This is a genomic window from Flavobacterium sp. LMO6, from assembly GCF_009495795.1.
GTDB lineage: Bacteria > Bacteroidota > Bacteroidia > Flavobacteriales > Flavobacteriaceae > Flavobacterium.
Genome location: NZ_WIBH01000002.1, coordinates 185358 through 199906 on the forward strand (window position 1 = coordinate 185358; position 14549 = coordinate 199906).

Below are 14549 nucleotides of genomic sequence, written 5' to 3' on the forward strand. Positions count from 1 at the left end.
ATGCGACTGGTAGTTTTAGGCGGTGGTGAAAGTGGAGTAGGAACCGCCATTTTAGGAAAACAAAAAGGATATGATGTTTTTGTTTCTGATTTTGGAAAAATAAAAGATAATTATAAAGAAGTTCTTATAAGTAATGGTATTGACTGGGAAGATGAAAAACACACAGAAGAATTAATTCTGAATGCTGATGTTGTAATGAAAAGTCCTGGAATTCCAGACAAAGCGCCAATTGTTAAAAAGCTATTAGAGAAAGATATTCCAGTAATTTCAGAAATCGAATTTGCAATTCAATTTACAGAAGCTAAAACGGTAGGGATAACAGGAAGTAACGGAAAAACAACCACAACACTTTTAACATATCATGTTTTAAAAGAAGCGGGTTTAAATGTAGGATTAGCAGGAAATATTGGTAAAAGTTTTGCATGGCAAGTGGCCGAAAACAAACATGATATTTATGTTTTAGAATTAAGTAGTTTTCAGTTAGATGGTGTATTTAACTATAAACCAAACATAGCAATAATTACAAATATAAGTCCAGATCATTTAGATAGATACAATTACGATTATAACTTGTATATCAATTCTAAATTTAGAATTACAAAAAATCAAACAGAAGCCGATTATTTGATTTACGATAAAGAAGATGAAGCGATTAAAAATTGGTTAAAAAATAATACGATTAAAGCAAATAAAGTTCCTTTTTCTCTTACCACAAAACCAGAAGTAGAGGGAGGATTTTTAGACGAAAACAACATGAACAGCACAATTAATAACGATACATTTACTATGCCAATCAACGAACTTGCACTAGAAGGAAAACATAACATTAAAAACGCAATGGCTGCAACAGCTGTAGCGCAATTGTTAAATATAAGAAAGCAAACTATAAGAGAAAGTTTAACAAATTTTCAAGGTGCTGAACACCGATTAGAGAAAGTGTTAAAAATTCAAGGTGTTCAATATATTAACGATTCAAAAGCAACAAATGTAAATTCGGTTTTTTATGCTTTAGATAGTATGACTACTCCAACAGTTTGGATTGTAGGTGGTGTTGATAAAGGAAATGATTATGACGAATTAATGCCATTAGTTCGTGAAAAAGTAAAAGCTATTGTTTGCTTAGGAGTTGATAATACAAAAATCAGTAATACATTTAATAATGTAGTTGATATTATGGTAGAAACTACTTCAATGGCTGAGGCAGTTCAAATTGCACAACGTTTAGCAGAAAAAGGAGATAGTGTTCTTTTGTCGCCAGCTTGTGCTAGTTTCGATTTATTTGAAAACTACGAAGACAGAGGTAAACAATTTAAACATGCTATTTATAATTTATAAATCTATTGTAATCTATTTAAAATGTAATAACTAAACACAATCATAGGAAAATGGAAACTATGTTCCTATGTGTTTAAAAATAAAAAAATGTTTGATATAATTGGTAAAATACGAGGCGATAAAACCATTTGGGCTATAGTTTTTCTATTAGCACTTATCTCGTTTTTGCCAGTATATAGCGCAAGTACCAACTTGGTTTATGTTATTGGAAAAGGAACAACAATAGGATATTTGTTTAAACATTTTGTACATGTAATGTTAGGTTTTGGTATTATTTATGCCATTCATAAAACACCTTATCATTACTTTAAAGCACTTTCAATTTTCGGAATTCCATTAGTCATATTACTTTTAGTTTATACTTTATTTAAAGGAACTGAAATTGGCGGGGCAAATGCAAGTAGATGGATTCAAATTCCTTTTGTTGGTGTTAGTTTTCAAACCTCTACGTTGGCCTTTATTGTGCTAATGATTTATGTTGCCCGATACCTAGCTAAAGTAAGTGATAAAGAATATACTTTTAAAGAATCAGTAGTAGAACTTTGGTTACCTGTAGCTGCAGTATTAATTTTAATATTACCAGCGAATTTTTCTACAACAGCCTTGATTTTTTCAATGGTTTGTATGCTAATTTTTATAGGATATTATCCGTTAAAATATTTAGGCTATGTTTTAGTTATGGGAATAGGTGCAATTATGCTGTTTATTTTATTAGCTAAAGCTTTTCCAACCAATAAGTATTTTAGTAGAGTAAATACTTGGGAAAAAAGAATTGAACGATTTTCAGACGATACGCCTAATGAGGATGATTACCAAATAGAAAAAGCTAAAATTGCTATTGCATCTGGAAAAATATACGGATTAGGTCCTGGGAAAAGTGTTCAAAAAAACTTTTTACCTCAATCTTCTTCCGATTTCATTTTTGCCATCATTGTTGAAGAATATGGTTTAGTAGGTGCAGTGGGAATTATCTTTTTGTATTTGTTATTGTTTTTTAGATTCATCATAAATGCGCAAAAAGCAACTACTTTATTTGGAAAATTATTAATCATTGGTCTAGGATTTCCAATAATTTTTCAAGCTTTCATTAACATGGGAGTGGCAGTAGAATTGCTTCCGGTTACAGGACAGCCTTTACCATTAATTAGTAGTGGAGGAACTTCTATTTGGATGACGTGTATTGCAATTGGAATTATTTTAAGTGTTACCAAAAAAGATGAAGAAGTTGCACTTGATTTGGAAGAAAAACGTAAACGAGACGAAGCCTTGCAACAAATTATAGAGGCGCAAGTTTCTTTGAACGAAGAAAGGGAAGCTGATGAGAATCAGCAAAAAATTAATAATATGAAGTCTTCAATTAGAGAATCATTAATTGAAGATGAAAATGGAGATGTTTTAGTAAACGGACAAAATCCAATGAATGCTGTTTTAAATAAAAAATAAAAAGCAAAATCATATAATTGTCCCCTCGAGGGGACTTTAGGGGTGTAAAATGAAAAAACCAAGATTCATAATTAGCGGTGGAGGAACAGGAGGACATATTTATCCTGCAGTTGCTATTGCAAACGAATTAAAATCTCGTTTTCCAGAGGCTGAGTTTCTTTTTGTAGGTGCTAAAGATAAAATGGAAATGCAGAAAGTCCCTCAAGCAGGTTATGAAATAAAAGGTTTGTGGATTTCAGGAATACAAAGAAAACTGACTCTAGATAACGCAATGTTTCCTTTAAAGTTAGCTTCAAGTATGTTGAATTCGTTTAAAATCATCAAAAGTTTTAAGCCAAATGTTGTTATAGGAACAGGAGGCTTTGCAAGTGGAGCGGTTTTAAAAGCAGCATCAATGTTGAATATTCCAACGGTAATTCAAGAACAAAATTCATATCCTGGAATTACGAATAAATTATTAGCAAAAAAAGCGCACAAAATTTGTGTGGCTTACGAAAATTTAGAGCAGTTTTTCCCAAAGGATAAAATGATTTTAACTGGAAATCCAGTTCGTCAGGATTTAATTAACGAAGCAAGTAAAAGCGAAGCAATTGCTTATTTTAAGTTAGATGCAAGCAAAAAAACATTACTGGTTTTAGGAGGAAGTTTAGGCGCTCGAAGAATCAACCAATTAATTGAGAAAGAGTTGGATTTTTTATTGAATCAAAACATTCAAATCATTTGGCAATGCGGAAAATTATATTTCGACGAATATAAAAAATTTGATAGTATCAATCAGCCAGCATCGATCACCAATCACCCGTCACCAAAAGTAACTGTTTTGGCTTTTATCGACAGAATGGATTTGGTTTACGCTGCTGCAGATATTGTAATTTCGCGTTCAGGAGCATCGTCGGTTTCGGAGTTGTGTATTGTGGGAAAACCTACTATTTTTATTCCATCGCCAAACGTAGCTGAAGATCACCAAACAAAAAATGCTAAAGCTATTTCAGATAAAAGTGGGGCTATTTTAATTAAAGAATCGGAATTAGAAAACCAATTTGAAGCCGTTTTTTCTGACTTAATTTCTAATGAAAGCAAACAATCAGAATTAAGTCAAAACATAAAAAAATTAGCACTACCAAATGCAACTAAAGATATTGTTGAAGAAATAGTTAAGCTAATAAAATAATATTTCAAGAGCGAGTTCAGTTATAAGAACAAGCTCAATAAAAAAGTAAATAATAAAAGTTTGAAATTGAATTTTGAACTTGAAATTGAATTTAAAAATGAACCTAAATCAAATACATAACGTTTATTTCATCGGAATTGGTGGCATCGGAATGAGTGCTTTAGCTCGCTATTTTCAATTTATTGGAAAAAAAGTAGTGGGTTATGATAAAACGCCAACGCAATTAACAGATGAATTACAAGCCATTGGTTTAGAAATTCATTTTGAAGATAATATTAGTTTAATACCAGAAGATTTTTATGTAGAAAATACTTTGGTAATTGTTACTCCTGCAGTTCCGGTTACGCATTCAGAATGGAATTATTTTGTTGAAAGAAATTATAATGTAAAAAAACGTGCTGAAGTATTGGGAATCATAACCAAAGACACGTATTGTTTTGCGGTTGCAGGAACGCACGGAAAAACAACAACGTCTAGTATTTTAGGTCATGTTTTGTATGAAAGTGGAGTAGATGTTACTGCTTTTTTAGGCGGAATTGTAGAAAATTATAATTCTAATTTAATAGTTTCTGGAAAAACCGTTACAGTGGTTGAAGCAGATGAATTTGATCGTTCGTTTTTGCATTTACATCCAAATGTTTCTTGTGTAACTTCAATGGATGCGGATCATTTAGATATTTATGGTGATGCTGCAAGTATTGAAGAATCGTTTAGAGAATTTGCAGCAAAAACAACTAGCGATAATTTATATGTAATTAATGGATTGCCACTAGAAGGCTATACTATTGGTGTAAATAATGATGCTGATTTTTCAGCGCAAAACATCCGAATCGAAAATGGATTTTACGTATTTGATGTAAAAACGCCATCAGAATTAATTGAAAATGTGCAATTTGGATTGCCTGGTCATCATAATTTAACCAATGCGCTTTTGGCTTTAGCAATGGCAAAATCATATGGTGTTTCTAATGAAAATATAATCGCTGCTTTAAAAAGTTTTAAAGGAGTTAGAAGACGTTTCTCTTTCCAAATTAGAGAAGAAAATATAGTGTATATTGATGATTATGCACATCATCCAACAGAAATAAATGCAGTGCATCAGGCGGTTAGAGAGCTGTATCCAAATAAAAAAATTATAGCAGCTTTTCAGCCTCATTTGTTTAGTCGAACAAAAGATTTTGTAGATGGCTTTGCTGAAAGTTTAAGTCAATTTGATGAAGTTCTTTTGCTAGAAATTTATCCTGCACGCGAATTGCCTATGGAAGGAGTGAATTCGACTTGGTTGTTAAATAAAATTAATAACCCAAATAAAAAATTAGTAAGTAAAGAAGAATTATTAGTTGCATTTAAAAATTCAGATGCAGATGTGTTTATAACTATTGGAGCTGGAGACATTGGAGAATTAGTAAAAAATATTAAAAAAACACTTCATGAAAAGAATTAATTGGCATACGGTTCGTTTGGTGTTAATCATTTTTGTTATGATTTTCCTGTATTCTTTTTCTTCTAAAAGAAATAGTGAGCGTAAAATCATTAAGATAGATATCAAATTTGATTCTAATGAAAATATGTTTTTAACACATGAAATGGTTAATAACTTGTTAATACAAAATTTTGGAGGTGCTTCAACAATTCAAAAAGATAAGGTAGATTTGAATACTTTAGAAACTGTTCTCGATGATCACGAGATGATTGAAAAAGCACAAGTTTTTTCAACAATAGACGGGCTTCTAAATACGCGTATTACTCAAAAGACCCCAATCGTAAGAGTTATTACTGATAACGAGAGTTATTATCTTGATTCTAAAGGTGATAAAATGTCGTTGTCAGATAATTTTTCTGCACGAGTTCCGCTAGTTACTGGCGAAATTAGTGAAGAAAATTGTAGGCCATATTTGTTTTTGTTTAATAAAATCAAAAAAGATGATTTTTTAAGCAAAAATATTACGGGTGCACAAATTATGCCTTCTGGTAGTGTTATTTTAACTAACAGAAGTTATGATTATAAAATAGTATTTGGGAAACCAATTAATGTTGAAGATAAGCTTAAGAATTACAAAGCATTTTTTCAACATGCTATAAAAGATACATTGATTAAGAATTATAAAGAGGTTAACGTTATGTTTACTCAACAAGTGGTTTGTAAGAAATAGAAAAAGGGTATGAACAAAGACAACATCGCAGTAGGATTAGATATTGGTACAACAAAAATTGTAGCAATGATTGGGAAGAAAAATGAATACGGAAAGCTAGAAATCCTAGGAGTAGGAAAATCTAAAAGCTTAGGTGTGCATAGAGGTGTTGTAAATAATATTACGCAAACTATTCAGTCTATTCAGCAAGCAGTTATTGAAGCAGAAAACAATTCAGGATACAAAATTAATGATGTTGTAGTGGGTATTGCCGGACAACACATTCGCAGTATTCAACATAGCGATTATATAAGTCGTCCAAATGCAGAAGAAGTAATTGGCGATGCAGATATTGATACATTAATTGGTCAGGTTCATAAGTTAGCCATGTTACCGGGTGAAGAAATAATTCATGTATTGCCACAAGAATTTAAAATTGATGGTCAAGCTGAAATTAAAGAACCAATCGGAATGTACGGAGGAAGATTAGAATCTAGTTTTCACGTAGTAGTTGGTCAAGCTGCTTCCATTCGTAATTTAGGAAGATGTGTTAAAAGTGCCGAATTAGAGTTGTCTGGATTAACACTTGAACCATTAGCTTCTGCCGATGCGGTATTAAGTCAAGAAGAAAAAGAAGCAGGAGTTGCTTTAATTGATATAGGTGGTGGAACAACAGATTTAGCCATTTTTAAAGATGGAATCATTCGTCATACAGCGGTTGTGCCTTTTGGTGGAAACGTTATTACGGAAGATATTAAAGAAGGATGTTCTATTATAGAAAAACAAGCAGAGTTGTTAAAAACGCGTTTTGGTTCAGCTTGGCCAGGTGAAAATAAAGACAACGAAATTGTTTCTATTCCTGGATTAAGAGGTAGAGAGCCAAAAGAAATTTCGCTAAAAAACTTGTCAAAAATTATTCACGCTAGAGTTGTGGAAATTATTGAGCAAGTTTATGCCGAAATTAAATTATACGGACATGAAGATCCTAAGAAAAAATTAATTGCCGGAATTGTTTTAACTGGTGGTGGAGCACAATTGCAACACATTAAACAACTAGTTGAATATATAACAGGAATGGATACTAGAATTGGATATCCAAACGAGCATTTAGCAGGAGATTCAAATGAAGAATTGTCAAGTCCGCTTTATGCTACAGCAGTTGGTTTAGTAATGAACAGTATTAGAAATAATACTAAAAGTGCTACCCCATTTGTTGAAATAAAAAAAGAAGAACCTATTGCAGTTAAACCTCAAGTTGTAGTTGAAGAACCAATTGTTCAAGAGGAGCCAAAAGCAGTAGAGTCTATCAAAACCGAAACGACAGATGATAAAATCAAACGTTCGTTTTTTGATAAATACATTGATAAGATTAAAGAATTTTTAGATAACGCAGAATAAAAGGAGATACTATGTCAGAATTTGGAAACATTTCATTCGATTTACCTAAAAACCAATCTAACGTAATTAAAGTAATTGGCGTTGGAGGTGGAGGTAGTAATGCTATTAATCACATGTTTAAACAAGGGATTAAAGGTGTTGATTTTGTAGTTTGTAATACCGATTCTCAGGCTTTGCAAAATAGTCCTGTGCCAAATAAAATTCAGTTAGGTGTAAGCTTAACAGAAGGATTAGGTGCTGGAGCAAATCCAGAAGTTGGGCAACAATCGGCAATCGAAAGTATCGCTGAAATAGAAAAAATGTTAGACAGCAACACCAAAATGATTTTCATTACCGCAGGAATGGGTGGTGGAACAGGTACTGGAGCGGCTCCTATCATTGCTAAATTAGCAAAAGAACGCGATATTTTAACAGTAGGTATCGTTACAATTCCTTTTCAATTTGAAGGTAAAAATCGTTCAGATCAAGCTTTAGCTGGAGTTGACCGCCTTAGAAAGCAAGTAGATTCTTTGATAGTTATCAATAATAATAAATTGCGTGAAGTATACGGAAACTTAGGGTATAAATCAGGTTATTCAAAAGTTGACGAAGTGTTGGCAACGGCTGCTCGTGGAATTGCAGAGGTAATTTCACAACATTATATTCAAAATATCGATTTACGTGATGCTAAAACAGTACTGGCTAATAGTGGAACAGCTATTATGGGTTCTGCAATTGCGTCAGGTGAGGGAAAAGCAAAAAAAGCCATCACAAGTGCTTTAGATTCACCGTTGTTAAACGACAATAAAATTACAGGAGCTAAACAAGTTTTACTTCTAATTGTTTCGGGTGTTGGAGAAGAAAACGAAATAAGTATTGATGAAATTAGCGAAATCAACGAATATATCCAAAACGAAGCAGGTTATAGTGCAAATATAATCATGGGTTTAGGTGAAGATGAAAAACTTGAAAATTCAATTTCTGTAACTGTTATTGCTACAGGTTTTAATATTGAACAGCAAGCAGAAATCGTAAATCAAGAGCCTAAAAAGATTATTCATTCATTAGAAGATGAACAAAAAATCGTTCATGAATTATTAAATAAAACGATTGCTAGTCTTCCGGTAAATGAACCAATTTTCGAAAGTCAGAAAGTAGAAGAGGTTAAAGCTGATATTATCAATCCAATTTGTGATGAAATGGAAGAAAAAATCGTTTTTACTTTAGAGGAAGAAGTTGAAGCGCCTACTTTTGAAATTCATACACCAGTGGCTACAATTGATTTAGTTCCAACATCTGATTTTTTAAAAAATATTGATGTAACTTTTGAAATTGTTAGTCCAAATGTAGCACCAAGTTTTGAAATTATTACACCACAAATCAGAGAAATTGAAGTAAAAGATCCTGAATTTGTTGTAGCTAAAGAAGAGATAAATTTTTCATTAGACTTGTTTGAAACGAAAGCAGAAGTAAAAGAAGAAAGTACTATTGTTTTTGATTTATCTGCAGAAACACGTGCAATGGAAGTTAAAGATCCAATTAACGTAGTTCCAGTTACAGAAGTAAACCAAAACGGAATTATTAAATATTCATTAGAAGACTATTTAGAAAAAGAAAACGAGTTAGTAGCTTCTAAGCCAGTTGAAGTAGTTGCAGAGCCAGTAGATGAAGAGTTAAATTTCACTATGAAAAGTGAAATGAACAAACCAGAAAATAATATTAAATTTGATGCTGTTTCGCCTCTTGAAATGTCAATTGAAGAAACATTAAAATTTAGAGCAGACGAACGCAAAAGAAAAATGAAAGAGTTCAATCACAAATTCAACAATAGCAATTCGCAAATTGATGAGTTTGAAAAAGAACCAGCTTATAAAAGAATGGGAATAGATGTAACGTCAACTCCAAACACAAATAGCAATCAATCTAGAATGTCATTAGGAACTGACAGTAACGACGATATTCAACTTCGTTCAAACAATTCATTCCTTCACGATAATGTAGATTAATCTGCAATAAACTAACCTACCCTAAAAGAACCCGAAGAGCAATTTTCGGGTTTTTTTATTACCTTTGCACCATGTTTGTTAAACCTGTGCTTTTGGTTTGGACATAAATCAACTACAATAAATAAAAAAATACAATATGAGTTTAGAAGTAAAAATCATGGACAACATGAAAGAAGCTATGAAAGCAAAAGATACAGTTGCATTAGAAGCTTTAAGAGCAATTAAATCTGCAATTATTTTAGCAAAAACAGAAGCTGGAGCAGCAGATGGATTAACTGAAGATGCAGAAATTAAAATGTTACAACGTTTGGTTAAAATGAGAAAAGATAGTGCGGAAATTTTCACTACACAAAATCGTCCTGATTTAGCTGAACCAGAACTTGCTCAAATTGCTGTAATTGAAAAATTCTTACCAGCACAATTATCAGAAGCTGAAGTAGAATCAATTATTGCAAAAATAATTGCAGAAACAGGTGCTTCTGGCATTGCTTCTATGGGTAAAGTTATGGGATTAGCTTCTGCTCAAATAGGAGGACAAGCGGAAGGGAAAGTAATTTCTGGAATTGTAAAGAAATTATTAGTATAATAGAATAGTGAAAAGTAAATAGTGAAAAGTAAAAAAGATAAATTAGTTTATCACTTTTCACTATTTACTTAAAAAAAAGGCTTCGTAGTTCAACTGGATAGAATATCAGATTTCGGCTCTGAGGGTTGGGGGTTCGAATCCCTTCGAGGTCACAAAATAAATAAAAACGCTTTTATAGCGTTTTTATTTATTTTATAACGCGACTTTTTGCGTTATTTGTAAAAGTGTAAAACAACCCAACCTACAATGAATCCGCCACCTGTTGAACATGAGTTATTTTTAGCCGATTATATTGCAATGTTTGTTGTGGTGGCTCCATTTGCAGCAATATTCTTTGTATTTGCTTTTTATGTTATTGAGATTATTTATCTGAGAAATTATAAAAAACCCTTATTAGTTTTTGCTAACATCCAATTTAAAAATTTAACTGAAAGTCAAAAGCATATTTTGGCTGCAAATTTTAATTTCTATAACAATTTAAAACCCAAATATAAGCGTTATTTTGAACACCGCGTTTCTATGTTTATTTCTAATTATGAGTTTTTAGGTAGAGATATTTCTGTTACTGAAGAAATGAAAATAACAATTTCTGCAACTTATGTCATGCTAACATTCGGAATGCGAGATTACTTAAATCCGCTATTTAAAACTATTTTAATATTTCCAGATATTTATTATTCTTCCCAAACAGATAATTATCATAAAGGAGAATTTAATCCAAGATTAAAAAATATTGTTTTTTCTTGGAAGCATTTTAAAGAAGGAATTGATATAACAAACGATAATTTAAATCTTGGATTACATGAATTTACTCATGCATTTCATATTCAATCTTTAAAAAGCGAAAAGGCAACATTTGTTTTATTTAATGAGTCTTTACAGAGTTTGTTTAAAGTCGTATCTAATCCGCAAATGAAACAAAAACTTATCGAATCTGGATTTTTACGTGATTATGCTTATGAAAATCAATTTGAATTTGTAGCAGTTTTGTTGGAATATTTTTTTGAGTCGCCGCAAGAATTTAAATCAAAATTTCCTTCTATTTTCTTAAGAGTTAAGCATATGATTAATTTTAACGAAAAATATTTTATAACATCTGAATTTTAAAAACACTGATATCTATCATGTTTTTACTTTTATTTATTGAGTAAATTTATATCAATAAATATAAAGGTTATGAAAAAGTCAGTTCCTGTGTCATCAATTATGACAAAAAATGTAGTTAAATTAAACCTTTCTGATGATTTAACTAAAGCTGAAATATTATTTAAAAAACATCAAATTAGACACATTCCAGTAGTTAATGGTAATGTTATTATTGGTATGTTGAGTTATACCGATTTGCTTAGAATTTCTTTTGCTGATGCAATGGAAGATGAAGATGATGTTGATACTACAGTTTATAATATGTTTACTGTAGAGCAAGTAATGGCTAAAAAATTAGTTTCTATTTCTCCTGAAACCACAATAAAAGAAGCAGCACAAATATTAGCTTCAAGAGAGTTTCATGCGCTGCCGGTTTGTGAAGGAGATTTGCTGGTTGGAATTATAACCACAACCGATTTAATAAAGTATTTGATTGACCAGTATTAATAAACCTGACAGGTTTCAAAAACCTGTCAGGTTTTATTTTATTTTATTTGGTGATTTCTTTTAAATCAGCAATAGTTGCTATCGGATTTTCTGCTCCAAAAACATAACTTCCTGCTACTAAAACATCTGCACCAGCTTCAACTAATTGTTTTGCGTTTTTATTAGTTACACCACCGTCAATTTCAATTAGAGTTTCTAAACCTTGCTCTGTAATCATTTTTTTAAGTTTTTTTACTTTTTGATAAGTAATTTCTTCAAATTTTTGACCTCCAAAACCAGGATTTATAGACATAATAAGCACCATGTAGCATTCTGGTAGAATATCTTCCAAAACAGAAACGGGTGTGGTTAAGTTTAAAACAACGCCAGCTTTACATCCAGCAGCCTTTATTTGTCTTAATGTTCTATGAAGATGAACTGTAGATTCATAATGTACAGTTATAATATCAGCGCCAATTTTCGCAAATTCTTCAATGTATCTCTCTGGTTTTTCTATCATTAAATGAACATCTAATGGTTTAGTGGCATGCTTTTTTATAGCCTGAATTACAGGCATTCCATATGATATATTAGGAACAAAATGACCGTCCATTACATCAATGTGAAACCAATCCGCTTCACTAGCATTAATCATTTCGATGTCGCGTTGTAAATTAGCAAAATCAGCTGCCAAAACTGAAGGAGCGATAAATGTATTTTTCATAAAATCTTTAAGTGTGTGTTGTTGTGTGCAAAGATAGTTTTTAGTTTTTAGTTTAAAAGATTATGAGTTTAAAAGTTTTGGCTAAAGCTAAAAAACAAAACCTCGGCTAATTAGCCGAGGTTAAATTCTAAATATTTATCTAAATTATTCTATTTGTTTATCTATTTCTTTTTGGATTAAGTTCCAATCGTAATAATGAAAGGTCATTCCATTGCTCATAGCAACTAACATTCCCTTTGAAAAATCTTTATTAAGATTTATGGATGTTGCATCGGCTCCATCGCATTCAATTGTTGATGTTGGTATTTCTGCAATTTTAGTATGCTTGTTTTTTTTGTTAGAATTTTCTTCTCTAGTATATACTATAAAAGTATTAGCTTGTTGGTTGGAAACTAAAATATATCCAGTAGTTTCAGTCTTTTTATAAATAGCTATTCCTTCATTGTCGGATTTGAAATCATTTTGTCCAAAAATTGTTATTTCATTATTGTCATTTTTTGTAGGATCTGCTAAATACTTTCGAATTCCTGTTTGCTCGTCTGAATAATAAACATAGCCTAATTCATTATCAACGGCTATTGCTTCTATTTCTTTTTTACCACTATAATTTCCAAATTTTCTTATGATTTTTGCTTGTACCACTCCATTTTTAGATTCTAATTGGTATTGCCACAAATAACTTCCAGATGGGCCATTTTTTCTTCCTACTATTACAAAAATTTCACCGTCTGAAGGTCTTGTGTAAAGTGCAATTCCCATTGGATCTCTTTCGGTTTCTCCTTCAAATACTTCAATCCCTCCATTATCAATTGGTTCTAAATTTGGTAAAGAAAACACTCTGATTTTATTTGTTTCTCTTTCAGTAGTTACTGCTATATCTAAAGTTGTTTTATCTACTTTTAATTTATAAGCAACATCTACATTATTTGGTCTTTTTAATGGAATTGATTTCTTTATAATTTTACCATTTAAATCATATAAATAAAGACCACCATCAGAGTCTTTATCAGTTCCAATTATTAAGCTGCTTGAAGGATTAGTTGGGTGAATCCAAATGGCTGGATCATCAGTATCATGAGGTGTGTTCTCAGTAATAATTTTAGGTTGTAGGGCGTTTTTAGCTATGGGAGCTAATTGGTCTTTGCATCCAATTAGAATGACAAATGAAAACAGTGCTAATTTTAATTTATTCATTATTTTTTATTAATTTCATGTGTATATAATACAGTTCCTGATTCATTAATTAGATGAACTAACATTTTTTCTGTATTTACAGAAAAAGTCATAAATCCTGGAAGTGAAATAGCATAGATTGTACCTTCTCTATTTCCTGTTGGTCTTACTTCGCTTCCTGCTCCAGATAGAAATTGAGTGGTATAGCAATTTTTTGATTTAATAATTTGTAAATCATGTTCGTGACCACACAAATAGGCATCTACTTTATATTCGTTAAATATAGGTGTCAATAAGTTTTCTATATCTTTAGTATCTTGGCTTTTTAGTCTTTTTCCTCCAGAATACATCGGATGATGTCCTACAACTATTTTCCAATTAATAGAAGCGTCTTTTTTGTTTAAAGTTTCGATCAGCCACTTTTTTTGAGCAATAGTGTCTTGTTTTTTTACGTTACGTCCTTTTTCATCATTATTTTCATAGTAACTTTTTATAAAAGGATTTGTATCAATAAAAATTAACTGAAGTTTTTTTCCTCCTTTTAATTCAATTATTTGTTCAAAATATTGACTTGGCATATGCCATCTTCTACTAATATTAGAATAGTCTATTTGTGCTTGTATATTTCCTGAATAATCATGATTTCCTAATCCTAAATACCAATCACATTGCAAATCAAAATGATGATATACATTCTCAAATGATTTTTCAAAATGAGGATCTTGAGTGCTCTGAACACCATATGGATAGAAATTATCTCCAACTGAAACTACAAAGTCTAAATCTATTTCAATAGCTGTTTTAGCCATTTGATTTGCAACTTCTTTTTGATTGTATTCTCCAAATCTTCCAAAATCTCCTATTACAATAAAGTTTTCACTATTCTTTAATGTTTTCTGTCCTTCTTTTTGTGCATTTGTAATTTGAATACTAAGTAATAGTACAAAAAGGTATATATAATGTTTCATAATCGTAAATTATTTTTCTATATAAATATAAATTCGGCAAGCTTAAAAGTTTGCCGAATTTA

At 31.2% G+C, this 14549-nt stretch carries 13 protein-coding genes and 1 tRNA gene; 11 read left to right on the forward strand and 3 right to left on the reverse strand.

The window, feature by feature from the left end:
- From murD to GFJ99_RS03430, 11 genes are all read left to right on the forward strand, one after another.
- Complete coding sequence (murD, locus tag GFJ99_RS03380; protein ID WP_153207527.1) at window positions 1-1335, forward strand: UDP-N-acetylmuramoyl-L-alanine--D-glutamate ligase; 1335 nt, start codon at window positions 1-3, stop codon at window positions 1333-1335.
- 87 nt (window positions 1336-1422) lie between these two features.
- Window positions 1423-2778 carry an FtsW/RodA/SpoVE family cell cycle protein gene (locus GFJ99_RS03385; protein WP_153207528.1) on the forward strand — a complete coding sequence of 452 codons (1356 nt, stop codon included), beginning with the start codon at window positions 1423-1425 and terminating at the stop codon, window positions 2776-2778.
- A 49-nt stretch (window positions 2779-2827) separates the two neighbouring features.
- A complete protein-coding gene (gene murG, locus GFJ99_RS03390; RefSeq protein WP_153207529.1) occupies window positions 2828-3949 on the forward strand; it encodes an undecaprenyldiphospho-muramoylpentapeptide beta-N-acetylglucosaminyltransferase in 1122 nt (373 codons plus the stop codon).
- A 97-nt stretch (window positions 3950-4046) separates the two neighbouring features.
- The gene (gene murC / locus GFJ99_RS03395; protein WP_153207530.1) at window positions 4047-5393 is read left to right on the forward strand and encodes a UDP-N-acetylmuramate--L-alanine ligase; all 1347 of its coding nucleotides are present in this window, start codon (window positions 4047-4049) and stop codon (window positions 5391-5393) included.
- Entirely contained in the window at window positions 5380-6102 is a 723-nt protein-coding gene (locus GFJ99_RS03400; protein ID WP_153207531.1) for a cell division protein FtsQ/DivIB, read from the forward strand. The genes murC and GFJ99_RS03400 overlap by 14 nt, the downstream gene beginning before the upstream one ends.
- A gap of 9 nt (window positions 6103-6111) precedes the next feature.
- A complete protein-coding gene (ftsA, locus tag GFJ99_RS03405) occupies window positions 6112-7479 on the forward strand; it encodes a cell division protein FtsA (RefSeq protein WP_153207532.1) in 1368 nt (455 codons plus the stop codon).
- 11 nt (window positions 7480-7490) lie between these two features.
- Entirely contained in the window at window positions 7491-9464 is a 1974-nt protein-coding gene (ftsZ, locus tag GFJ99_RS03410) for a cell division protein FtsZ (protein ID WP_153207533.1), read from the forward strand.
- A 136-nt stretch (window positions 9465-9600) separates the two neighbouring features.
- Complete coding sequence (locus GFJ99_RS03415; protein ID WP_008256393.1) at window positions 9601-10050, forward strand: GatB/YqeY domain-containing protein; 450 nt, start codon at window positions 9601-9603, stop codon at window positions 10048-10050.
- A 78-nt stretch (window positions 10051-10128) separates the two neighbouring features.
- A tRNA-Arg gene (locus tag GFJ99_RS03420) sits at window positions 10129-10202 on the forward strand.
- A gap of 94 nt (window positions 10203-10296) precedes the next feature.
- Window positions 10297-11157: a zinc-dependent peptidase gene (locus tag GFJ99_RS03425; RefSeq protein WP_153207534.1), complete on the forward strand. Its 861-nt coding sequence runs from the start codon at window positions 10297-10299 to the stop codon at window positions 11155-11157.
- 69 nt (window positions 11158-11226) lie between these two features.
- A complete protein-coding gene (locus GFJ99_RS03430; RefSeq protein WP_153207535.1) occupies window positions 11227-11643 on the forward strand; it encodes a CBS domain-containing protein in 417 nt (138 codons plus the stop codon).
- A gap of 43 nt (window positions 11644-11686) precedes the next feature.
- Here GFJ99_RS03430 and rpe read toward each other — a convergent pair whose 3' ends face one another.
- From rpe to GFJ99_RS03445, 3 genes are all read right to left on the reverse strand, one after another.
- Window positions 11687-12346, reverse strand: a complete 660-nt coding sequence (gene rpe, locus GFJ99_RS03435) for a ribulose-phosphate 3-epimerase (protein WP_153207536.1) — start codon at window positions 12344-12346, stop codon at window positions 11687-11689.
- A 144-nt stretch (window positions 12347-12490) separates the two neighbouring features.
- On the reverse strand, window positions 12491-13540 hold the full coding sequence (locus tag GFJ99_RS03440; RefSeq protein WP_153207537.1) for a phytase: 1050 nt from the start codon (window positions 13538-13540) through the stop codon (window positions 12491-12493).
- Window positions 13540-14487 (reverse strand): tartrate-resistant acid phosphatase type 5 family protein, encoded by a 948-nt coding sequence (locus tag GFJ99_RS03445; protein WP_153207538.1) that lies wholly within the window; start codon window positions 14485-14487, stop codon window positions 13540-13542. The genes GFJ99_RS03440 and GFJ99_RS03445 overlap by 1 nt, the downstream gene beginning before the upstream one ends.
- Window positions 14488-14549 lie beyond the last annotated feature (62 nt).